This window comes from Polaribacter litorisediminis, assembly GCF_019968605.1.
GTDB classification, from domain to species: Bacteria; Bacteroidota; Bacteroidia; order Flavobacteriales; family Flavobacteriaceae; genus Polaribacter; species Polaribacter litorisediminis.
This window is the reverse complement of sequence record NZ_CP082966.1, coordinates 3,230,869-3,255,935: the sequence shown is the minus strand read 5'-3', so window position 1 is coordinate 3,255,935 and position 25,067 is coordinate 3,230,869. Positions and strand designations below refer to the sequence as shown.

Below are 25,067 nucleotides of genomic sequence, written 5' to 3'. Positions count from 1 at the left end.
GAAACTTTTAAACATTCAAAAGACAAACATTACAAGAAAATTCTTAATTTCGCATCCTGATTAGAAAAGAGACAGAATGAAAGCGAAATTTCCTGAATATAAAGGACTTGACTTACCCAAAGTAGCAGAAGAAATACTTAATTATTGGCAAGAAAATAACATTTTTGAGAAAAGTGTTTCTACAAGAGAAGGTGCAGAGCCTTTTGTTTTTTTTGAAGGACCTCCTTCAGCAAATGGACTTCCAGGAGTTCATCATGTTTTAGCACGTGCCATCAAAGATATTTTTCCGAGATATAAAACCATGAAAGGCTACCAAGTAAAGCGAAAAGCTGGTTGGGATACACATGGATTACCAATAGAATTAGGGGTTGAAAAAGAGTTGGGAATTACCAAAGAGGATATTGGTAAAAAAATTTCTGTAGAAGATTATAATGCTGCCTGTAGAAAAGCAGTAATGCGTTATACCGATATTTGGAACGATTTAACTCAAAAAATGGGCTATTGGGTAGATATGGAAGATCCATATATTACCTACGAACCGAAATATATGGAGTCGGTTTGGTGGTTGCTAAAACAGATTTATGCAAAAAAATTAATTTACAAAGGCTATACCATTCAGCCATATTCGCCAAAAGCAGGAACGGGTTTAAGTTCTCATGAGTTAAATCAACCAGGAACGTATCAAGATGTTACAGATACTACTGTGGTGGCACAATTTAAAGCGGTAAACGAAACACTTCCAGATTTTTTACAAAATTTAGGAGATATTCATTTTATTGCTTGGACCACAACTCCGTGGACCTTGCCAAGTAACACGGCATTAACTGTTGGGCCTAAAATTGAATATGTTTTAGTTGATACTTTTAATCAATATACTTTTAAACCAATAAAAGTAATTCTAGCTAAAAAGTTAGTTGGAAAACAATTCGGAGGCAAAAATAATTTTCAGGTTCAAGATGCGGCCGCTTTAAAAGAATACAATTCGGGTGATAAGAAAATTCCTTTTTACATAATTAAAGAATTTACAGGTAAAGATTTAGTCGGAATAAAATACGAACAATTATTAGACTATAATCTTAATTTCGAGAATTCAGAAAATGCTTTTAGAATAATTTCTGGCGATTTTGTTACTACAGAAGATGGAACAGGAATCGTGCATACAGCGCCAACATTTGGAGCAGATGATGCTCTGGTTGCAAAACAGGCTAGTCCAGAAATTCCGCCTCTATTGGTAAAAGACGAAAATGATAATTTAGTGCCTCTAGTTGATTTACAAGGAAAATTCAGATCAGAAATAAAAGATCCTATTTATGGTTTTGCCGGAGAATATGTAAAATCAGAATATTTGAGTGAAGCTGATTTTGAGGTTGAATTAAAAATTCAGCAAAAGAGTTTAAAAGATGTTTTAAAAAATCAAGATACATATTTATCCGTTGATGAAAGACTGGGTTTAAAACTAAAAAATGAAAACAAGGCTTTTAAGGTAGAAAAATATAAACACAGTTATCCTAATTGTTGGCGAACAGATAAGCCAATTTTATATTATCCATTAGATTCATGGTTTATTAAGGTAACCGATGTAAAGGATAGAATGTATGAGTTAAACAAAACCATCAACTGGAAACCAGAATCTACCGGAACTGGACGTTTTGGTAACTGGTTGGCAAACGCAAACGATTGGAATTTATCGCGTTCTCGTTACTGGGGGATTCCTTTGCCAATCTGGAGAACAGAAGACGGTAAAGAAGAAATCTGCATTGGTTCTGTAAAAGAATTAAAAGCTGAGATGAAAAAATCAGTAGCAATGGGATTTATCCCATTAGACATTTTTGAAGATTTTGAAGTTGATAACATGTCTGAAGAAAACTATGCAAAAATAGATTTGCATAAAAATATTGTCGATGAAATTGTGTTGGTTTCAGCATCAGGACAACCTATGAAACGCGAAAACGATTTGATAGATGTTTGGTTTGATTCTGGCTCTATGCCTTATGCACAATGGCATTATCCATTTGAAAATAAACAAAAAATTGATGAAAATGAATCCTTTCCAGCAGATTTTATTGCAGAAGGTGTAGATCAAACTCGTGGTTGGTTTTATACATTACATGCTATTGCCACCATGGTTTTTGATTCTGTTGCGTATAAAAACGTGGTTTCAAATGGGTTGGTTTTGGATAAAAACGGACATAAAATGTCAAAAAGACTCGGAAATGCAACCGATCCTTTTACTACTTTATCCACCTATGGTGCAGATGCAACGCGCTGGTATATGATCTCTAATGCAAATCCGTGGGATAATTTAAAATTTGATTTAGCCGGAATTGAAGAGGTGAAACGCAAGTTTTTCGGAACCTTATATAACACGTATTCTTTCTTTAGTTTATACACCAATATTGATGGTTTTTCTTATAACGAACCAGACATCACTCTAAACGAAAGACCAGAATTAGATCGCTGGATTTTATCAGAATTACATACTTTAATTCATAAAGTTGATACATTTTATGCTGAGTATGAGCCTACAAGAGCCGCGAGAGTGATATCAGATTTTACACAAGATTATCTAAGTAATTGGTACGTGCGTTTAAGTAGAAGACGTTTTTGGAAAGGTGATTATCAAACTGATAAAATTTCTGCATACCAAACATTGTACACCTGTATGGTTACAATTGCCAAATTAGGTGCGCCGATTGCTCCTTTTTTTATGGATAAATTGTATCAAGATTTAAATGCTGTTACGCATAAAGAAACATCAGAAAGTATTCATTTAGCAGATTTTCCTAAATATGATGCCAATTTTGTTGATAAAAGCTTGGAACGTAAAATGGAAAACGCACAAACTATCTCTTCTCTAGTACTTTCACTAAGAGCAAAAGAGAAAATAAAAGTACGCCAGCCTTTACAAAAAATTATGGTTCCTGTTGATAATGAGCAGCAAAAAGAGGAAATTTTAGCTGTTGCAGATTTAATAAAACATGAAGTAAATATTAAGGAAATTCAGATATTAGAAGATGCTTCAGATATTTTAATCAAACAAATAAAACCTAATTTTAAAGCTTTAGGTCCAAAGTTTGGAAAGGAAATGCGATTTGTTGCGGCAGAGGTTCAAAAATTTTCACAAGAAGATATTAACAAAATAGAAAAAGATAAAAACATTTCTATAGACGTTAATGGAAAAAATATTACTTTAGGTGTCGAAGATGTAGAGATATCATCCAAAGATATAGAGGGTTGGTTAGTAGCAAATGAAGGCGCATTAACAGTAGCTTTAGATGTTACTTTAACAGAAGAATTACGAAAAGAAGGGGTTGCCAGAGAGTTGGTTAATAGAATTCAGAATGCTCGTAAAGATAACGGTTTAGAGGTAACAGATAAAATTAAGTTAACGGTCTTAAACTATCAAGACTTACAGCAATCTATCTTGGATAATAAGGACTACATTATGAGTGAAACCTTAACCAAAGAATTGGTTTTTGTGGATGTGTTAAATAATGGAACAGATATTGAATTTGATACCATTAAAAGTAGAATATTAATAGAAAAATTGTAGCATAATGTCAGATGTTAAAGTAAGATACTCAGAAGAAGATTTAAAAGAGTTTAAAGAAATTATTCATAAAAAAATAGCAAGAGCAGAAGAGGATTTGGCCTTGTTAGAAGCAGCATACAAGAATGATGCAAATAACGGTACAGATGATACTTCACCATCCTTTAAATCTTTTGATGAAGGTTCTGAAGTAATGAATAAAGAAGCAAACGTGCAATTGGCCATTAGACAAGAAAAGTTTATCAGAGATCTTAAAAATGCCCTTTTGCGTATAGAAAATAAAACGTACGGAATTTGCAGAGTTACTAAAAAATTAATTCAAAAAGAGCGCTTAAGAATAGTGCCACACGCTACCTTGAGTATAGAGGCGAAAAGAAAGCAGTAATTTATTGCTTGCTTATAAAATTCTTTGACACTGACTTTATTGAAAGGGCAGCGTTAAAGAATTTTATGCTTTTTAAAATGAACAGTCTCTAAATAATTATGAAAAGTATTAAAGGTTAGTTTAAAAAGAGTAAGACGAGCTTCGGTTTTTTATTTTGGAAAACACTAATTTTTGAAAAAAAATAAATTGCAATTCAAAATAAATTTGAAATTTTTGTCATTATACGAACCTCTTAAAATAAGATTGTGCTCTTTAAATATAAAAATAGCAAAGTAATTTTTAAATTTTTGAGGAAATGCTTCGTATTTGTTTTTTTAACAATGACATGGAGTAGCTTTTCGCAGAAAAAAGTTCTAAAAAAGTTTACATCCAACCTCAAAGAAATAACAATTCTTACAGAAGGTTTAGACGATTTTGTACTAGAAAACTCAGATACCAATTTTATAGAAATTACGTTGTTCGCAAAAAACTCGGATGAGCAGCATATTGGGGTACAAGAAAAAAATAATGAAATTCAAATAGAATTTAAGCTAGATAAAATTCAAGAAAAAGAAATTATTTTCAGAAAATTTATCACGGAAAGGCTGCAACGAGCAAATGCAATTATAAAAGTACCAAAAGGTAAAAAAGTAATTGTTTTTGGAAATAATGTTGATATTGAATCCAAAGATTTTAAAAATGATTTGAAAATATATATAGAAAATGGTATTGTAAAATTGAACGAAATTAAAGCAAACACACTATTAAAATTATATGCCGGACTTGTATATGCCTCTACAAAAGATGTCAATGTTTATGTAATTTCTAACAATGGTAAGATTAAAGTTGACACCGTTTTTTATCAAAAAAAATATCAAAAAAAAGAGCCCAATGCAATCAATAAACTTACAATAACCTCTTTAAAAGCTAATATTTTCTTAACAGCTCAATAAACACAATAATATTGTTATTTTTGTGAGTTCAAATTCCAATTAAATGTCAAAGAAGAGTCTTGCAATTCTTACGATTGTAATCGCAATAATTTTAGATCAGGTTATAAAAATTTACGTAAAAACAAATTTTGTTTTAGGTGAAGAAGTCGTTATTTTTGATTGGTTCAGAATTCATTTTACAGAAAATAACGGCATGGCAATGGGCTTTGAGCTCGGCGGTAAAGCAGGCAAGCTTTTTCTAACATTATTCAGGTTGGTTGCGGTAACAGTGCTTATGTTTTGGTTAATTGGTAATATAAAGCGTAAAGTTCATAACGCAGTGATTATTGGTATTTCACTTATTTTTTCTGGAGCCGTAGGTAATATTATAGATTCGGTTTTTTACGGAGTTATTTTTGATCATCCTACACATAGCGTAGCAACATTATTTCCTGAAGTTACTGACGGAACTTTATTTTTTGGAAAAGTGGTAGATATGTTTTATTTCCCGATATGGAGTGGCGATTTACCCAATTGGATTCCGTTTGTTGGTGGAGATTCTTTTACTTTTTTTCAATATATTTTTAATCCTGCAGATTCTTTTATAACAATCGGCGTCGCTTTACTTTTTATTTTTAGCAAACACGCCTTTCCAAAGGAAGAAAAGAAAGCTGATACCCATAAAGTTAAAGTTTAGCGAACGCTTAGTATAAATAAGCATCTCATTTTTTTATGAACATGCGCGAGCTCTACATTTTAAAAATCTAACCTCTTTATTATGCGCATTTCACGGTATATTCTAGTTTTTATTTTCGGATTTTTTATTGCCAAATTTTGGTATCAAAAAGAAGAAAATCATCAGTCTAAAGAAGAAATTAAAGTAGTTTTAAACGCTGTTAAAAACATGAGTAAACTCGTGGTTTCTAGCGGAAACTTTTCTGAAATTTACAACTTTTCTGATTCTAAAAAATACTTTTACGATTATGTTTCTTTTGATAAACAAGCCATTGTTACTGTAAATGCAAAGGTTGAGGTGGGTTACGATTTATCTAAACTAGAGATTCAAATAGATTCTTTAGCAAAGAAAATTTACATTCATAAAATTCCTGAGGAAGAAATTACGATTGCGCCCGATGTGCAATATTTCGATTTACAACAAAGTCAGTTTAATGCTTTTTCTAAAGAAGATTTGAATCAAATTAATAAAAAAAGTATTGAAAAAATTAAACAAACTGTTGTGCTGACAAATTTAAAGAAGGAAGCAAAAACAAGATTTTTTGAAGAGATTTCTAAGGTGTATCAATTATCCGCAGTATATGGCTGGCAGATTGTAGACCGCACAAACTCAAATTTTTTATCAGAATTTGATGCCATAATTGATTAATTTATTTCTCTAAAAGAAGTACTTTTGAATATGTCTGTACCTTTAGAACTTCAAATAAAAACACTACCGAATGAACCAGGAGTTTATCAATATTTTGATAAAGACGATGTTATTATTTATATCGGTAAGGCAAAAAATTTAAAAAAAAGAGTTCTTTCTTACTTTACTAAAACCCACGAAAACGGAAAGACTAGAGTTCTTGTAAAAAAGATTGTAAATATAAAACACATTGTTGTTAATACAGAAACAGATGCACTTTTATTAGAAAATAATCTTATAAAAAAGTACAAACCTAAATACAATGTTCTTTTAAAAGATGATAAAAGTTATCCTTGGATTTGTATAAAAAAAGAACGTTTTCCTAGAATTTTTAGTACCCGCAGAGTCATTAAAGATGGGTCTGAATATTATGGTCCTTATACGTCTATAAAAACGGTAAGAGTTTTATTAGATCTTATAAAAGAATTGTATCCGATAAGAACGTGTAGTTACGATTTAAGTCATCAAAATATTAGTGAAGGGAAGTACAAAGTTTGTTTAGAATATCATTTAAAAAATTGCAAAGGTGCCTGTGAAGGTTTAGAAACAGAGACGCAATACAACGAGTCTATAAAAGAAATTAGAAACATCGTAAAAGGAAATTTTAAAGAAAGTTTAGATAAATTTCAAAAGATGATGTTGAGCTTTGCCGAAAATATGGAGTTTGAAGAAGCGCAAAAAATTAAAGAGAAATTAGTTTTATTAGGTAATTATCAATCGAAAAGTACCATTATAAATCCTTCGATAAATAATGTAGATGTGTTTTCTATTATTTCTGATGAAACTCACGGATACGCAAACTTTTTAAAGATTTCTAACGGCTCAATCATTCAATCGAATACCACAGAAATTAAGAAAAAATTAGATGAAACCGATAAAGAATTATTAGAATTATTTATTGTTGAAATTAGACAACGTTTTCACTCGCAATCACCAGAAATTTACACACCCTTTAAGGTAGATTTGGGCGAAAGTGTAAAAGTAACGATTCCTAAATTAGGCGATAAAAAACGTATTGTAGAATTATCAGAAAGAAATGCAAAGTATTACAGACAAGAACAATTTAAGCAAATTAAAATTGTAGACCCAGACAGGCATGTAAAAAGGATTATGGCGCAAATGAAAAAAGATTTGCGTTTACATGAAGAGCCAAGGCATATAGAATGTTTCGATAACTCTAACATTCAGGGTACAAACCCTGTTGCGGCTTGTGTAGTTTTTAGAGATGGAAAACCTAGTAAAAAAGAATATCGACATTATAATATAAAAACAGTAGAAGGTCCAGACGACTTTGCCTCTATGGAAGAAGTTGTGTATAGAAGATACAAACGTTTGTTAGAAGAAGGCGCCTCTTTGCCGCAATTAATTATTGTTGATGGAGGAAAAGGACAGTTATCTTCAGGATTAAAAAGTTTAGATATTTTAGGTTTGCGAGGTAAAATTGCAATCATAGGCATTGCAAAGCGATTAGAAGAAATTTATTATCCAGACGATCCTATTCCTTTATATTTAGACAAAAAATCTGAAACTTTAAAAATTACCCAGTATTTAAGAAACGAAGCACATAGATTTGGCATTACTTTTCATCGAAATAAACGTAGTAAAAGTGCTATAAAATCGGAATTAGAACAAATTCCTGACGTAGGTCAGCAGACTATTACAACTTTATTGCGTAAATTTAAGTCGGCAAAGCGCGTAAAAGAAGCTTCTTTTGAAGATATTAAAGAAGCAATTGGAAATGCTAGGGCTATGAAAGTCTATCAGTTTTATCATTCTAAAAAAGCAAATGAACCATAAATTATTTTTTTTATTTTTTATTATTCCTATTATTTTTTTTGCACAGCAAAAGCAACCCAAAGTGGGCTTGGTTTTAAGTGGTGGGGGCGCAAAAGGTTTTGCACATATTGCCACTTTAATAGCAATTGATAAGGCAGGGATTCAGTTAGATTATATTGGGGGTACTAGTATGGGCGCTATTATTGGTGGTTTGTATGCTGCGGGTTATTCTGCTATAGAGATAGAAGAAATTGTAAAAAAGACCGATTTTATTTCTTTGCTAAGAGATGAGTTACCAAGAAAGGCTTCTACTTTTTTTGAAAAAGAATATGGAGAAAAAACAAAAATTACGCTGCCTGTCACAGCGGGTTCAGTAGGTTTACCAAAGGCAGTTTCTAAAGGGCAAAATATTTTGAATTTTCTTTTTGAATTGTTAGATACAACAGAAGATATCACAGATTTTTCTAAACTACCCATTCCCTTTTTCTGCATTGCAACCGACGTAGAAAACGGCGGAGCAGTACTGCTAGAAGAAGGTTCTTTGCCACTGGCATTGCGGGCAAGTGGCTCTTTCCCTACCTTATTAAATCCGGTGACGATAAAAGATAAACTTTTAATAGATGGAGGTCTTGCAAATAATTTTCCCGTAGGAATAATGGAAGCTAAAGGGATGGATATTATCATTGGTGCTGATGTTCAAGGAAGATTGTATGAAAAAGAAAAATTAACATCATTAATTGCTATTTTAAATCAGATTGTGGGCTATCAAATGTATGACAAAAGCAAGAATGAAAAAGTTAAGTTAGACGTGTATATTCACCCAGATATTTTTAAATATAAAGTTGTTGATTTTGATAAAAAAAATGAAATTATAAAAAAAGGGGAAGAAGAAGTAGAAAAATTTACCAAAATATTTAAAGAAATAGCAGCTAAACAGACAATTAAAAAGAAGAGAAAACCAATTAAGGTTAATAGGGCTAGAAGGCGTATTTCAAGTATCAATATTATGGGTATAGAAGATTATACAAGAGCCTATGTTTTAGGTAAGTTGAAGATTAGAGAAGGTGATAGCCTTTCTAGAGAAGAAATTTCAGAGAGAATTCAATTATTATCGGGTACTAAAAATTATGATAGAATACTTTATAGCTTAAAAAGAAAAGAGGATGCTTCTTACCTGTTAAACTTTATTTTAAAAGAAACTAAAGACAATGCAACAATTAGTTTAGGTGCACATTACGATTTCTTGTATAAATCTGGTGTATTGGCAAATTATCGTCAAAAACATTTATTAAATAAAAACGATTTGTTTTCTTTAGATGTGATGTTGGGGGATAATTTAAGATATAATTTAAACTATTTTGTAGATAATGGTTTTTACATAAGTTATGGTTTTAGATCTCGATATGACCATTTTAGAGACAATGCAAAATATAATTTAATTACAGGAATTTTACCTAATGTTAGTAAGATTAACGTAAATTATACAGATTTTACCAATCAATTATTTGTGCAAACTACATTTAATAGAAAATTTGCATTGGGTTTAGGTATAGAACACAAATATTTAAAGGCAAAAACAGCAACGATTACAACAAATAATAACGAAACTATATTAGACAATAGTACTTATCATAGTTCTTTTGGCTACCTAACATTAGACACCTATGATAAAAAGTATTTTGTAACAAAAGGATATTTTGCTGATTTAAACTTTAAGTGGTACATGGCCTCCTCTAACTACAATCAAGATTTTAAATCTTTTGGGCAAGCAAAAGGAACTTTGGGTTTTGCTACTAGTTTTGGTGATAGACTCACGTTCCAAAATACCCATGAAGCAGGGTTTACATTAAATAATCCTACTTCTAATGTTTTTGATTTTTATCTAGGTGGCTACAATCAAAATTACATAAATACTTTTGTTTCTTTTTATGGTTATGATTTTGCAGATTTGTCTAACAATTCTTTTGTAAAGTCAGAATTTAACCTAAGATATCGATTTTATGAAAAAAATTATATTACTGTTATTGCTAATTATGCTCGGTTAGAAGATAATGTTTTTGAAAATATTGATGTTTTTAAAAATATTTATTCTGGGTATGCGCTGGGCTATAGTTATGATTCTATAATTGGTCCTATTGAGTTAAAATACAGTTGGTCTCCAGATACGAAACAAAATTATTGGTTATTCAATTTAGGATTTTGGTTTTAATAAAAAAAAACCATAAAGTTTAATTTATGGTTTTGTTTACTCAGGTAATGATGTTTTTTTATTGTACTTGTTTTGTGCTATAATAAAACTCTTCATACGTTTCTAATAAATTCATTAAAGCCTTTATTAAATCTTTAGTTTCTAGTAAAACACTAAAATATAAAGTAGTGTTTTTGGGACTTGTTTCGTCTGTTCTAATGCGAGCAACTTGTTTTTCTACAGAGACAGAAACACCTTTTAGTAATTCTCTTTTTTCAATTAAAAGAGGATTTAAATCATCAAAATCTCTAGTTTTAAAGACATGACTAACGTTATTTAAAATATTAGAAAGTTGATTATTTATTTCTTTTAAATCTTTTATTTGTACCTTTTTTAAATTTTTATGGTTGTTGTTTACGTGCTTATAACTAGCTCTAGAAATGTAACTAATAGATTGTGCTGAGTCTTGTAAATAGCCTAATACTATAATGTAAAATCTACTTGCTTGTACCGAGGTTTCATCTAAAGATTTAATAAAATAGAAAACATTGTCTTTCAATTCATCAATTTCATCATTCAGTTTTTCTACGTGTTTATCTGTTTTTCGTAGTTTATTTAAATCATGATTTGCCAAGTCATTTACAACATTTGTATATAATTTGTTAATTCTGTCTGCAACTCCAGAAATATGATCTGCACTTTCTTCAATAACTCCATTAATCGTAATTAACTCGGTTCTTTCAATATGCGTTTTTCTTTTTGTTTCTTGTGATTTTTTTCTGTGCGCTATTGAATTTTTTGTGATTAAGAAAGTAACAAGAATTAACAAAATAGGAATAAAAGCAATATGTAAACTAATTAAATAAGCCACAATACCAGCGGCTACAAAAGCCAAAATAGCTGTTAAAAACCAACCTCCAATAACATTTAAAACTCCGGCAACTCTATAAACTGCGCTTTCACGTCCCCAAGCTCTATCCGCTAAAGAAGTTCCCATAGCAACCATAAAAGTTACATAGGTTGTAGATAAAGGTAATTTCATAGAAGTAGCTATAGAAATTAACACACTTGCCATAATAAGATTTACAGATGCTCTTACTAAATCAAAAGCAGGCATTTCAAAGGTTTTAGATTTTGGTAACTTTATAACAGGTTTTTCGAATTTATTGTTAATGTAATTTTGAGTTTTGTTAGGAATAATATAATTAATACCTGTATTCATAAACATAGAAAAACGAACTACAAGGCGAGAAACAGTATTGGGTTGAAATTTTTCATGACCTTCTCCTTGTCTAGATAAATTAATACCAGTTTCAATAACAGATTTTGCTTTAGAAGATGTCCATAAGGTAATAACCATTATGGTACCAGCCAAAAGTAAAAGCCAAATATTAGAAGGTACTTTTTTTGCTAAGCTACTCATTGGGTACAACTCAGGATCAATACCAGAAATACTCCAAGCTTCATAAGAATTTAATGCAGCAATAGGTACACCAATAAAATTTACCAAATCGTTACCAGCAAAAGCCATTGCCAAAGAAAATGTACCAATACCAATAATTAAAACTAAAATATTGAGCTTAAAAACTTTGGTGATTAAATGAGAAACAGCTGTCCATAGTACAAAACTGATACAAATAATTTCTAGTGTATTTCCTTCTAAATATCCTTTTAAACTGCCATAAAATTGAGTTCCTTTTAATCCTTTTATAATAATAAAATAGGTAATTGCCGTAATGGCAAATCCCCCAAATAAGGAATTTATATAAGCGGGTCTACTTTCAAAATTAAAGGAATAAATAACCCTAGAGAAATATTGTACAATAGCACCAACAGTAAAAGCGACAATGACAGAGAGTAAAATGCCTACTATAATTTCTGATGCTGTATTGTAATTAATATAATTCCAAATTGCAGAAAGGTTTTCAGTATCACTTTGAGTAATCTTTATAATAGCAATAACTACCGCAGAACCCAATAATTCAAAAACAATAGAAACTGTTGTAGATGTTGGCATGCCAAGGGAATTAAAAACATCTAACAGTAAAATATCAGTAATCATAACCGCCATAAAAATATACATGACGTCTTGAAACATAAACATGTTAGGGTTAAAGATGCCTTTTCTTGCAACTTCCATCATGCCGCTAGAAGAAATTGCGCCAAAAAAGACTCCAACACTAGCAATAATCATAATATTTCTTACAGAAATAGCTTTAGAACCAATGGCTGAATTTAAGAAATTAACAGCATCATTACTGACGCCTACAACTAAATCAACAATAGCTAAAACAGCTAAAGCAATCAGCATTAAAATATAAGGATCTCCCATTTTTAGTTTTCATTTTTAAAAAAGCAAAGTTAAATACACAAGAAATTGATAGTGTTATCTTAATGTTATGAAATTTTTGCCAAATTCGCTGGTAAATTTATCATTTTAATTCATAAGAGACACTAACTAAATAAGAGAATTAAGAAGTGTTTGTGGTTAATTCTAATAACATTTAGTTAACATGTTTTTAACCCAAGCATAATTTATAGCTAACATTCAATTTACAGATGTGGGCCTACTTTTGTACCGTAAAATTTATATTTTAAAAATGAAGAAAATTCTATTGATTACTTTGTTAACATTGAGTCAGTTATTCACTGCCCAAGATAAAGGTACATTAAAAGGTTTATTAACCGATAAAGAAACAAATAACGAACCTTTGCCATTTGCGAACGTTCAAATAAAAGGCACTACAATAGGTACTACAACAGATTTTGATGGTAACTATACTTTAAAAGTGCCCGTAGGAAACCATATTGTAGTTTTTAGTTTTTTAGGATATAAAAGTGTTCAAAAAGCATTCACAATAAAAGCGGGAGAAACGATTACCCTAAATCAAATAATGTCTGCAGAGGAAGGTGTTGCGTTAGATGATGTGGTTATAAAAACAACGACAAGTAGAGAAAAAGAATCTGCTTTATTATTAAAGCAAAAAAAGGCAACAGTAATTGTTGAAAGTATTGGAGCAGAAAGACTAGCTAAAACAGGCGTATCTAATGCATCTAATGCCACAACCAAAATATCTGGTGTAACCAAAAGTGAAGGATCAGGAGATATTTATGTAAGGGGTTTAGGTGATAGATATTTATCAACTACAATGAATGGTTTACCGATTCCTTCTGATAATGTTGATAATAAAAACATTAACTTAAGTCTATTTTCAACAAATATTATAGAGAATGTTGGTGTTAGCAAAACTTATACGACCTCAAATTATTTAGATCAAGCATCTGGAAATGTAAATGTTGAGACCAAAGGTTACAGAAGAAAAGAGTTTTCTATAGGAGTTTCTGGCGGTTCTAATACAAACGTAATGGGGCAATTTGGTGATTTTAGAAGAACAATTATTACAGATGATGTAACCATGGGCTTCCATCAAAAGCAATTTGCTGTGCAAGATTTAATCACAAGACAAGGTTGGGATACTAGAAGTCAAAGTGCACCTATGAACTTTAGTGTTTCACTTTCTGGAGGTACAAAGTTTGATGTATTTGGTAAAGAATTGTCGGTTTTTGCAACTGCTTCCCATTCAAAAACATTTAATTATCAAACAGGTACTTTTAAAATAGCAAGGGCAAATATTGTTGAACAAATTTTTAATGATGTAGAAATATTTAGTTCAAATGTAAATACTACTGCGTATGCTAATGTTGGCTTAAAATTAAATGAAGATCATAAAATTAAGTTCAACTCTTTGTTTGTTGCAAAAAGTGTAGATTATTTATACGAGCAAGGTAGAAATGGTTTAGGTTTTGTATTTGAACAAGAACCAGAAGAAGATGGTGCTTTTGTAAGAGACCAAAACTTTAAACAAACATTGATGTTTGTAAATCAAATTCTAGGAGAACATAGTTTATTTGAAAATAATACCTTAAAATGGGCTGTTGGGTTCAACTTTATTTTAGCAGAAGAACCAAATAGAATTAGAAACGAAGTAACTATTTTAAATCCTACATCGGTTCAATACGCAAATAATAGTGCTTTTCAACAAAGAAAGTCTAGCCAAAAAATCGAGGATAATGAAATCAACGCATACATAAAAGATGGTTGGTCTTTAGGTGAAAAAGATGAAGATGATGACTTGCCATTTAAATTAAACTTTGGGGCAAACTACAGACATAAAGAGAGAACATTTAGCTCTCTTTTTATTGGAGTGGATGCAGAAGGTTTTCAAGTGCCTAGTGTAGATGATTTTTCTTTAACTTTTACATCAACAGGTTTTAATAATGGTTTAAGATTGGTAGAAAGAACAATAGATAGATATAATGGTACTTTTGATGCTTTAGCAGGTTTTGTAGATTTTGATTTTAAGTTTAATAAGTTTACAGGTAATGTTGGTGTTCGATATGAAAGAGATGAAATTTTTGTAGAATGGGATGTTGCTAACTTTCAAGGAAGAACAGGTTCTTTAAATAGAGATTACAATAACTTAAACCCAAGTATAAACCTAAAATACGAGTTAGATGATAGAAATTTTGTTCGTTTTGCAACAAGTATTTCGCAAACGCTACCAGAATTTAAAGAATTTGCACCTTTCGAATATGTGTCTCCAACAGGAAGGGTCACAAAAGGAAACCCAGATATAGAAAGATCTAATGTGTATAACGTAGATTTAAAATGGGAATTTTACCCAACTAGTGAAGAATTAATTTCTGCAACAGCATTTTATAAGAAAATTGAAGACCCTATCAACCTAGCACAAGCTAGAGGTTCTGCAGGTATTTTCCAATTTAACAATACGGGAGATGAGGCTAATATTTTTGGAATAGAGGTAGAAGGTAGAGTAGGCTTTTTAAAAAATGAAGATGAAGAGAATTTACTAAACTTAACAGGTAACGTAACTCAAATGTGGCTAACACAAGACTTGTTAACCAACTTTCAATATAATAATAAAACAGAATCATCATTACAAGGAGCATCAGACTTTATTATAAATAGTACATTATCGTATAGCAACAAAAAAGAAAGAGAGTTTATAGCAACGTTATCTGGTAATTATTCTTCTGATAAAATATTTGCTTTGGGTAGCCCAGAAAGTTTTGCAAGTAGCGATACATTATTTAATGATGAAATTATAGAAAAAGGCTTTGTGACTTTAGACTTGGTGCTAAGTAAAGAAATTACAGAAAAATTAACAGCAAGAGTTATTGGAAGAAACCTTTTAAATCCTTCAATAGAGCAAACCCAAGATATTAGAAACATAAATACAGGCATAACGAATACCGAAACTGTTTTACAATATAAAAAGGGTAGTCAATTATCATTGAATTTAAAATACACTTTTTAAAAGATAAGAACTATATCTTTTCTAAATTCAAAAAAATCGATTTTTGACCTAATGGTTAAAAATCGATTTTTTTTGGCATAACAATAAGTTAACAAAAATCAATTTTTTCTTTTTAACATTAACAATCACTTAATATTTACTTAAAGTACAAGCAAACAATTAGTATCATTTTTGTAGAAAATTAAAACAAAACAATTAATAAAATTAAACGATGAAAAATTTAAAATTTTTATTTCTTTTCGCTACAATCTTAGGATTGACATTTACAAGTTGTAGCAGCGATCCAGATCCAATTATTACTGTAGATTCTCAAGTAATAGAGAATCTTAAAAACGGAATTATGAACGGGGCATTAGATGAAAACTATACCTTAGATGCTTCTATTACTTATACTTTATCTGGTTCTTTTTTAATTCAAGATGATGTAACGCTTAATGTGCCTGCAGGAACTCAAATTAATGCTGTAGCTGGGGGTGTAGATACTTATATTGCTGTTTTACAAGGTGGTAAAATTAATGTTAATGGTACCATAGGAAGCCCTGTAATTATGTCGTCAACAAATAGTGCTCCTGGAGATTGGGGAGGTTTAACTTTATGTGGTAAAGCTACTACAACAGCTGGTGCCAATGCATCAGCAGAAGTTGGTGGTTTTGTTTATGGAGGTTCAACAGATAACGACAGTTCAGGTATTATTAGAAACTTAATTATTAGAGGAACTGGTGCAGCTATTAATGCAGAGTCAGAGTATAATGGTGTCTCTTTTTATGCGGTTGGTTCAGGAACAGTAGTAGAAAATTTAGCGGTTATTGATGGTGCAGATGATGGTGTTGAGTTTTTTGGTGGTACCGTATCTGTAACAAATCTTTATTTAGAAAATAACGAAGATGATTCAATAGACTGGACAGAAGGTTGGAACGGAACCGTAACAAACTCATACATTGTAAATACAAAAGCAAATTTCTCTACAGTGGTTGAAGCTGATAAAGAAAACGGAAATCCTAAATTAATAAACTTAACGGCAGTTTCTTCTGTTGGTGGTACAGCTTTGCAATTTAAAAAACAATCTGGTGCAACAATTACTGGTTTATCTTTAGTGGGTTATGATGTTACTGTAGATATGGCAGATGATGGACCATTAGCAAACATAATTATTGATGGTGCAACTGCTGATCCTGCATTAAGTTATAATGCTCCAGCTACCGTAGATGTTGCATTATTTTCTTGGGCTAGTGCAGAACTTACAGAAGTTGTAGATTTAAGCGGTACATTAAGTACTTCGCTAACCTTAGATAGTTCTAAAAAATATAGATTAAGTTCTTCTTTTATAGTTGAAGCTAATGGTAAATTAACTATTCCTGCTGGAACAAAAATTAGTGCTAGATCTGGTGGTGTAGATGTTTATTTAGCTGTTTTAATCGATGGTGAAATAGACATTCAAGGAACTACTTCAAATCCTGTAGTAATGTCTTCAACTAACGGAGAGCCTGGTGATTGGGGTGGTTTAACAATTTGTGGTAAAGCAACTACAACATCTGGAGCAAATTCAACAGCTGAGGTTGGTGGTTTTGTGTATGGAGGAACTACTGATGATGATAGTTCTGGTTCAATCAAAAACTTAGTAATTAAAGGTACAGGTGCTGCAATTAACTCAGAATCTGAATATAATGGAATTTCTTTCTATGCAGTTGGTTCTGGAACTATTATAGAAAACATAGCGGTTATAAATGGTGCAGATGATGGTGTTGAGTTTTATGGTGGTGCAGTATCTGTAACAAATCTTTACTTAGAAAATAACGAAGATGATTCTGTTGACTGGACAGAAGGTTGGAGTGGAACGGTAACAAATACGTATATTTCTCATACCATACCAAACTTTTCTACTGCATTTGAGGCAGATAAAGAAAACGCAAATCCTATATTTACCAATGTAACTGCTATTTCTACTACAGGTGGAATTGCGCTACAATTTAAAAAACAATCTGGAGCAACAATCACAAATTTATATTTATCAGGATATGATACAAATATAGATATGGCTGATGATGGACCTTTAGCAAACGTAATTATTGATGGTGCTGCAGCAGTATTAACGGGTACTTACAATTCTGGTTCTCAAGTGGATATTTCTAGCTGGACTTGGATTGAAGCTGAATTATAAGAAGTAAAGTAAAAAAAAGCTATCTTATCAAAGGTGGTCTAAAATTTAATTTTTAGATCATCTTTTTTTTTGATTTAGTTCTCCCCTTATTCAGCGTCATTTTTATAACTAAAAGAGTCAAAAAGTACATAATTTTCTTTAGTTGTCGCTACATCGCCCATAAAATGTAAGTTCTCTAAACTATTATGAACTCTAAAACCAATGCTGCTTTTTACTTTGGTTTGTAAGGTTTTTACCAAACTATTATTGATCGTCCATTTTACCAAATAGAAACCATCAACGTCCATCAACTCCATTTCGAAATCAGCATAAGCATTCATTTTCACAGAAAAGTGACTAGAATTGGATGGTGAAAATTGCGAAACACAGTACACAATGGCCTCATCATCTTTTAGATTGATTTTTTTTCTATCGTCCTTATTCCCGGATCCAATCTCAAAATCAAATTCATATTCTTTTTTTTCATTGTGATATAAAAAGGCGCCAATACTAACTTTTTCATACAAGGTAAATTTAGGTACAAAGATGCGCCATTTATAAGTTCCGGTAGTAAACCCTTTTTTTTGCGTTCTTACTTTTACACGATCGGTGGTATTTGCTCTTGTTGTTATTTTAAGGTGCTTGTTTTCTAGGGAGTAAGATGCAGGACTTTTCCAAGAATTGTTTTCCCAATCTTTTTGAAATTTTTCTAAATCATCAAAATTTTCTTTAAAAGAATCCCTTTCTTTCATAAATACAGTATTGAGTGAATTACAGCCAAATAGCACAATGCTGCATAAAATAAGTAAGCGATTTCTTAAGTTGAGAATCATTTTTTTAGGCGATTAAAATTTACTCATTCATTTAAGAGTATGTAAAAATAGGATAAATTTTAAAATCTATCGTTCAAGAATTTTTACGATAGTAGCGTAGTAGTAGCAAAAATCGTCAAATTGGCAATAGAATTATAGCCTTTATATTTTACTAAAATTGGTTTTTGCGCAGTGCTATAAGCAATAAAAGTCTATTTAATGATATTGTTTTAAAACAACTTTTTCTAATAAATTCAAAAAGTTTAGAATGGCTAACTTTTTCTTTCCTCTAAAAGTATCTTTTGCATTTGTTTTACGCTTACAGTACTTCCGTCATGGCTCCATCCTGGAGGTCCAAAAACATACATTGCTTTATGATACCAATTGCTAGATTTTTTGGTATCGTTCCAAATATCTTTGTATTCGTGAGTTAAAATAACCCAAGGATTGTAGGAGTTTGGTGCTTTTGTAACCCCATATTGAATATCAATTTCTTCGTCTAACTCTTTCCATGTTCCGAAAATTCTGTCAAAAATATTTAAAAAACCACCATGATTTTTATCCATATATTCCACATTTTTTGCGTGATGTACTTGATGCATGGTATGGGTGTTAAAAATGACATCGACAAACTTTAATTTAGGAATGTAAACAGAATGCAATTGAAATTGCCATAATGCTTCAATACCTAAACAAACCACCACCATTTCTGGCGGAAAACCAATAGCCGGAAGCCACATATAAAAAAACGGTTTGTACAAAATAGTAAACCAACCATTACGAACTGCAGTGCCTAAATTAAAATTATCTGAAGAGTGATGCACAATGTGTGCCGCCCAAAGAAAGCGTACCATATGATTTTGTCTGTGAAACCAATAATAGCTAAAATCATCTAAAAACTGACAAATAAGCCAAACATACCAAGCATATCCAAAAGATTCCCATCCCATAATATTGGTGCGAACACCTTCTACTAAAGGATTAAAAACTTCATACACATAATTAAAAATGATAATGGCAGATATAGTTTTAATCAGTGGTGCCAAAACCGCAGAACCAATACCCATGGTTAAACTCGAAGCTAAGTCTTTCCAGTTATAAAGTTCTTTTTTTTCGGTTGTTTTACTGTACGTAAGTTCTAATAAAATGAGCCCTAAAAAACAGGGAACGCCGTAGACAAGCGGGTTTGTAAAATCCATTATTTTAAATATTTTTATTGACGATTATTTTTTAACCAAATTCTAATCTCTTTTCTTAAAGATTGCTCTGGTTTTGGTAGGGGAATTGTTTTACCGAATTGCTTACTTCGATTAAATTTAGAAAATGTAATTTTTAACTGTTTCCATTCCTCAGGATACACGGATAAAAACGCATTGAACATATTTTGTTCAGTTTGTTTTTCTTGAAGTTTATTAAAAATAAGTTGAAATTTTTCCCCTTGGTTTAAAAGCATCGTGTAAATATAAAGAGAAAAAAAAAGAAAACTACTTTTGGTATAGGGCTTATTTTAAGAAATCAATAAAAATTATTTTTACAGCTTTGTTTTGTCTTTCTTAAGTTGCTTCTCTAAAACAGTATTTACAGCATCTGTTATGTCTTTTGCTAGGGATGCAACCTGCTCAGCTGCAGCAATATTGTTTTGAGGTCTTTGAATGACAATAGGGCTAATTTGTATGGCAATTTCAATAATTAATTTCTTGTATTCTTTATCAGATAGTTTAAAGTTCATTGTTTTTTTTGATTACAATTTACAAGATAAAGAAGGTAAAGAGTTTAAAATATAATTAATTAATTGTAAAGGATTCTGAATGTAATAACACATACTTCATGGCTTTTGCTTTTAACAAACACTCTTCATATTCTTTTTCAGGAATTGATTTTGCAGTAATTGCGCCACCCACAGAATACGAGATATATTTTTTCTCCTCATTATAAAGAATACTTCTAATCACTACATTAAAATCGAAATCACCATCTGGAGTAAAATAACCAATAGTTCCAGAGTACAATCCGCGTTTTGTTTCTTCTAAATTTTCTATAATTTTCATGGCAGAAAATTTGGGAGCGCCCGTCATGCTTCCCATCGGAAAGGTGCTTTTGATTACTTCTACAGGATGCATTGTTTCTTCAATTTCAGAAACCACCGTAGAAATCATTTGATGTACTTGTTTAAAAGAATAGACTTTGCACAACTCTTCAACTTTTACGGAACCTATTTTTGCTGTTTTTGATAAATCGTTTCTTACCAAATCTACAATCATCACATTTTCAGAACGTTCTTTAATATCTCTCGATAAATCGGATGCAATTTGTTGATCATCAATGGCACTTCGCAAACGTTTTGCAGTACCTTTAATAGGTTGAGAAATAATTTTTGAACCTTTTTTCATTATATATCTTTCTGGCGATGAACATAAGGCATATTGATGTTCCATTTTTAAGAAAGCCGCAAATGGAGGTTCTGAGATGTTGTTTAAATGTTGATACACATGAAAAGGATTGATGGCGCTATTTTCAGCATAAAATTCTTGACAAAAGTTAGCTTCATAAATATCACCTCTTTTAATATGATCTAAAACTTTGTTTATTTTCTGGTAATATTCATCTTTATGAATTCGCAGTTTTATTTTAATATCGTTTTCTAAATTTTTAGAGGATCTTTCTATAGTGTTCGTATTACAGATTGTTTTAAAATCTTCTTCCATTTCATCATCCACCATATTTAAATAATGAAACTCAACCGAATTTCCTTTGATAAAAAATAATTTTTGTGGTTGAAAAAAGTATAAATCGGCAAAATCTAACCCATCAAAATTGGCAGAGTAAAGTTGCTCCACATCATTTTTAACATCATAAGAAATATAGCCAAAAATATAATCTTTTGTGATGGATTGATATTCTTTTAATTTTTCAAAAGCATTGTGGTAATCCGTTTTTATAGAAGTGAATTCTTCAACAGCCAAAGCGCAATTAAAACTAGTGTACTGTTGTTTGTAGTTATTAGAATCTAACCATACAACCGTTTCAAATTGTTGGGCCCACTGCAATAATCGACCTTTAAATTTTTGAACATTTTTAACAGGATAAGTTTTTTTGGTTCTCTGCATATGGTAAGCAAAAAGACCTCACCCGGTTTTTAAAACGGGTGAGGTCTATAGATGAATATTACTAATTTTAAGCATTTAATGGTTTTCCATCCCATGCCGCTTTTGCAGCTTCTTTTACCGCTTCAGAATACGTTGGGTGGCCATGGCAAATTCTGGCTAAATCTTCTGCAGATGCTCTAAATTCCATGGCAACCGCAGCTTCCATAATTAAATCTGCAACACGTGCACCGACCATATGTACTCCTAAAATTTCATCTGTTTTTTTATCAGCCAAAACTTTTACAAAACCATCAATATCTCCACTTGCCCGAGATCTTCCTAAAGCGCGCATCGAAAATTTACCCGCTTTATACTCTATTTTTGCATCTTTTAATTCTTGTTCGGTTTTACCAACCGCAGCAGCTTCTGGCCACGTATATACAATACCGGGAATTAAATTATAATCAATATGTGGTTTTTCACCGGCTAAATACTCTGCAACCACAACACCTTCTTCTTCTGCTTTGTGCGCAAGCATGGCACCTTTTACAACATCGCCAATGGCATAAATATTTTTAACATTAGTTTGCAAATGATCGTTTACAGCAACTTGCCCGCGTTCATTTACCTCCACGCCAACTTTGTCTAAACCTAAACCTTCTGTATATGCTTTTCTTCCTACAGAAACCAAGCAATAATCACCAGAAAATTCTATTTCTCTATCTTTTTTATCCGTTGCTTTTACAACAATAGTATCTCCGTTTCTTTCAACAGAATTTACTTTATGACTCGTTGCAAATTTAATTCCTTGCTTTTTAAATACTTTTTGTAATTCTTTAGAAACATCGGCATCCATTCCTGGAACAATCTTATCCATGTATTCTATAACGGTAACATCTGCACCTAGTCGCTTGTATACAGAGCCCAATTCTAAACCAATGACACCGCCACCAATTACAATTAAATGTTTGGGCACTTCTTTTAATTTTAAAGCTTCTGTAGATGTAATTATACGATCTTTATCGAGTTGTATAAAGGGTAAGTTTGCTGGTTTTGATCCGGTTGCAATAATAATATTAGTTCCTTCAATGATTTCTGAAGTCGCATCATTTTTTGTGATTTTTACATGAGTGGCATCTTCAAAAGAACCCATGCCTTCAAAAACATCAATATTATTTTTATCCATTAAATATTTGATTCCGCCAGTGGTGGTTTCTACAACATTGGCTTTTCTTGCCACCATTTTGGTAAAGTCGAATATTGGTTTTTCTACAGAAATTCCGTGCTCTTCAAAATGATGAACAGCATCATAATAATGATGCGAAGAATCTAGTAATGCTTTAGACGGTATGCAGCCTACATTTAAACAAGTTCCGCCTAAAGTTGCATATTTTTCAACGAGTGCTACTTTTTTTCCTAATTGTGATGCTCTAATTGCGGCAATGTATCCTCCAGGTCCTGAACCAATAACAATAATATCGTATTTCATGAGATGTTTTTAATTGAAAATCAAACAAAAATAAGCATATTTTTATAGAATACTGATGGAAGTTAGTAGATTTACGTTCTATATTTATTAAATTTACATTTAATATGATCTAAAAATTTATCCAATGAATATTCTTAAAAAAATAGGAATCGTTATCATCGTTGCATTGCTAACTGCACAGTTTTTTGGTCCTGAAAAAAATGATGGAGAATTAGATACTGTGAATGCATTTATTGCAGAAACAAACCCGCCAAAAGACGTTTTAAAAATTTTAAATACTACGTGTTTCGATTGTCATTCTTCGAAGACTAATTATCCTTGGTATAATAATATAACACCGGTTAATTATTGGCTAGATGAGCATGTGCAAGATGGAAAAAAACATTTAAATTTTTCTGAATGGAGTTCTTATTCTTTAAAAAAGAAAGAACATAAAATGGATGAGTTGCATGAAGAAGTGGCAGAAAAAGAAATGCCTTTAGACTCTTACACTTGGACTCATGAAGATGCAAACTTAACACAAGAACAAATTGATGCAGTAGTTACTTGGGGTAAAAAAGTGCAAGCAGATTACAAAGCGCAAATGGGTGCAAAGTAATTGGAACAACATGTTTTAATTATTGGAACAGTTTGGGTAGAACCAAATTCTTCTGCTGCTGGCAGTAGAATGTTGCAGTTAATAGCGTTGTTTTTAAAACAACAATTTAAAGTAACCTTTGCATCAGCATCGCAAAAATCAGAGAATGCGGCAGATTTAAAAGCTTTAGGAATTGATGAGGTTTCTATTGCACTAAATGCGTCTTCTTTTGATGTGTTTGTGCAATATTTAAAGCCTACAATTGTTGTTTTTGATCGGTTTATGACCGAAGAACAGTTTGGTTGGCGAGTGACGGAAAGTTGCCCAAAAGCAATCCGAATTTTAGATACAGAAGATTTGCATTTTTTAAGAAAAGTTCGTCATCAGCAGTTAAAGAAAGGAACAAAATTCACAAACGAAGTTTTATTAAATTCTAAGGATGCAAAAAGAGAAATTGCAGCTATTTTGCGGTGCGATTTGTCTTTAATTATTTCAACTTATGAAATGGATTTGCTAAAAACTGTTTTTAAGATTGATGAAAATATTCTCTATTATTTGCCTTTTTTATTCCATAAAATCGATCAGAATCATATTAAAAAGTGGAAGCCTTTTAAAGATCGGAACCATTTTGTGTTTATTGGTAATTTCTTTCATAAACCGAATGTTGATGCCGTAATTACTCTAAAAAAAGAAGTTTGGAGTACGATTAGAAAAATGCTACCCAAAGCAGAACTACATATTTACGGCGCGTATTTAAATCAACAAATACAACAACTAGAAAATAAAAAAGAAGGTTTTATGATTAAAGGTTTTGCAGAAAACTCTCAAGAAGTCATCGAAAAAGCAAAAGTAGTTTTAGCACCTTTACGATTTGGAGCCGGTATAAAAGGAAAATTATCGGAAGCTATGATTTGCGGAACGCCAAGCGTTACAACGGTTATTGGAGCGGAAGGAATGCATAAAAACATACCTTGGAATGGATTTATAACAAACGATTTTGAGGAATTTTCGAGGAAAGCTGTTCAATTATATCAAGATGAAAAATACTGGAAGAATGCTCAAAAGAACGGAGTTGAAATTATCAATAAAATATATGATAAAGAGAAATTGAGTCCACTTTTTATAGACCGACTCGAAGAAATTCAGGGTAATTTAGAAGCGCATAGAACTCAGAATTTTTTAGGGAATTTGTTGCAACTTCAAACATTACAAGCTACAAAGTATATGAGTAAATGGATTGAAGCTAAAAATAAGCTGTAGTATAACGTTCTGTTTTTTGAATATTTAGTTGATTAAAATAGTCGTTTATGCATGGTTGATTTACTACCATTTATTATTTTTTATAAAAAGTAAGCTAAAAAGAAGGGATTTATTAGAGTTTTATATTTCTAAAA

General features: G+C 31.3%; 18 protein-coding genes. 11 read left to right on the top strand and 7 right to left on the bottom strand.

The genetic code is table 11. The annotated features are described in order from the left end of the window. Positions 1–76: 76 nt before the first annotated feature. The 7 genes from ileS (at position 77) to K8354_RS13860 (ending at position 10,254) form a co-directional block, all read left to right on the top strand. On the top strand, positions 77–3,553 hold the full coding sequence (gene ileS, locus K8354_RS13890) for an isoleucine--tRNA ligase (protein WP_223441302.1): 3,477 nt from the start codon (positions 77–79) through the stop codon (positions 3,551–3,553). Between the two features lie 4 nt (positions 3,554–3,557). Next, positions 3,558–3,935: a TraR/DksA family transcriptional regulator gene (locus K8354_RS13885; protein WP_223441288.1), complete on the top strand. Its 378-nt coding sequence runs from the start codon at positions 3,558–3,560 to the stop codon at positions 3,933–3,935. A 320-nt stretch (positions 3,936–4,255) separates the two neighbouring features. Beyond that, entirely contained in the window at positions 4,256–4,867 is a 612-nt protein-coding gene (locus K8354_RS13880; protein WP_223441286.1) for a hypothetical protein, read from the top strand. Between the two features lie 43 nt (positions 4,868–4,910). Continuing rightward, the gene (locus tag K8354_RS13875; protein WP_223441284.1) at positions 4,911–5,543 is read left to right on the top strand and encodes a lipoprotein signal peptidase; all 633 of its coding nucleotides are present in this window, start codon (positions 4,911–4,913) and stop codon (positions 5,541–5,543) included. A gap of 81 nt (positions 5,544–5,624) precedes the next feature. Then, a complete protein-coding gene (locus tag K8354_RS13870; protein WP_223441282.1) occupies positions 5,625–6,230 on the top strand; it encodes a DUF4230 domain-containing protein in 606 nt (201 codons plus the stop codon). Between the two features lie 30 nt (positions 6,231–6,260). After that, on the top strand, positions 6,261–8,066 hold the full coding sequence (gene uvrC, locus K8354_RS13865; protein ID WP_223441280.1) for an excinuclease ABC subunit UvrC: 1,806 nt from the start codon (positions 6,261–6,263) through the stop codon (positions 8,064–8,066). Further along, the gene (locus K8354_RS13860) at positions 8,056–10,254 is read left to right on the top strand and encodes a patatin-like phospholipase family protein (RefSeq protein WP_223441271.1); all 2,199 of its coding nucleotides are present in this window, start codon (positions 8,056–8,058) and stop codon (positions 10,252–10,254) included. The genes uvrC and K8354_RS13860 overlap by 11 nt, the downstream gene beginning before the upstream one ends. 58 nt (positions 10,255–10,312) lie before the next feature. On the opposite strand, the gene K8354_RS13855 is transcribed toward K8354_RS13860, so the two are convergent. Then, positions 10,313–12,565: an inorganic phosphate transporter gene (locus K8354_RS13855; protein WP_223441269.1), complete on the bottom strand. Its 2,253-nt coding sequence runs from the start codon at positions 12,563–12,565 to the stop codon at positions 10,313–10,315. A gap of 268 nt (positions 12,566–12,833) precedes the next feature. Between K8354_RS13855 and K8354_RS13850 the strand changes: the two genes are divergently transcribed. Both K8354_RS13850 and K8354_RS13845 read left to right on the top strand, forming a co-directional pair. Beyond that, positions 12,834–15,572 (top strand): carboxypeptidase-like regulatory domain-containing protein, encoded by a 2,739-nt coding sequence (locus tag K8354_RS13850; RefSeq protein ID WP_223441267.1) that lies wholly within the window; start codon positions 12,834–12,836, stop codon positions 15,570–15,572. 211 nt (positions 15,573–15,783) lie between these two features. Continuing rightward, the gene (locus K8354_RS13845) at positions 15,784–17,730 is read left to right on the top strand and encodes a beta-helix domain-containing protein (protein ID WP_223441249.1); all 1,947 of its coding nucleotides are present in this window, start codon (positions 15,784–15,786) and stop codon (positions 17,728–17,730) included. 86 nt (positions 17,731–17,816) lie between these two features. On the opposite strand, the gene K8354_RS13840 is transcribed toward K8354_RS13845, so the two are convergent. The 6 genes from K8354_RS13840 to lpdA all read right to left on the bottom strand — a co-directional run bounded on the left by K8354_RS13840 (position 17,817) and on the right by lpdA (position 23,096). After that, the gene (locus tag K8354_RS13840; RefSeq protein ID WP_223441246.1) at positions 17,817–18,461 is read right to left on the bottom strand and encodes a LamG domain-containing protein; all 645 of its coding nucleotides are present in this window, start codon (positions 18,459–18,461) and stop codon (positions 17,817–17,819) included. Positions 18,462–18,793: 332 nt separating this feature from the next. Beyond that, positions 18,794–19,720 (bottom strand): sterol desaturase family protein, encoded by a 927-nt coding sequence (locus tag K8354_RS13835; protein WP_223441243.1) that lies wholly within the window; start codon positions 19,718–19,720, stop codon positions 18,794–18,796. A 14-nt stretch (positions 19,721–19,734) separates the two neighbouring features. Next, positions 19,735–19,974 carry a hypothetical protein gene (locus K8354_RS13830; RefSeq protein WP_223441240.1) on the bottom strand — a complete coding sequence of 80 codons (240 nt, stop codon included), beginning with the start codon at positions 19,972–19,974 and terminating at the stop codon, positions 19,735–19,737. 78 nt (positions 19,975–20,052) lie between these two features. Continuing rightward, positions 20,053–20,250 carry a hypothetical protein gene (locus tag K8354_RS13825; protein ID WP_223441237.1) on the bottom strand — a complete coding sequence of 66 codons (198 nt, stop codon included), beginning with the start codon at positions 20,248–20,250 and terminating at the stop codon, positions 20,053–20,055. 55 nt (positions 20,251–20,305) lie between these two features. Beyond that, positions 20,306–21,628, bottom strand: coding sequence for an anthranilate synthase component I family protein (locus K8354_RS13820; RefSeq protein ID WP_223441234.1), 1,323 nt, complete (start codon positions 21,626–21,628; stop codon positions 20,306–20,308). Positions 21,629–21,695: 67 nt separating this feature from the next. Further along, positions 21,696–23,096, bottom strand: a complete 1,401-nt coding sequence (gene lpdA, locus K8354_RS13815) for a dihydrolipoyl dehydrogenase (RefSeq protein WP_223441231.1) — start codon at positions 23,094–23,096, stop codon at positions 21,696–21,698. 124 nt (positions 23,097–23,220) lie between these two features. Here lpdA and K8354_RS13810 point away from each other — a divergent pair, with 124 nt between their 5' ends. Continuing rightward, a complete protein-coding gene (locus K8354_RS13810) occupies positions 23,221–23,694 on the top strand; it encodes a heme-binding domain-containing protein (RefSeq protein ID WP_223441229.1) in 474 nt (157 codons plus the stop codon). A 69-nt stretch (positions 23,695–23,763) separates the two neighbouring features. Then, the gene (locus tag K8354_RS13805; protein ID WP_437440130.1) at positions 23,764–24,933 is read left to right on the top strand and encodes a glycosyltransferase; all 1,170 of its coding nucleotides are present in this window, start codon (positions 23,764–23,766) and stop codon (positions 24,931–24,933) included. Positions 24,934–25,067 lie beyond the last annotated feature (134 nt).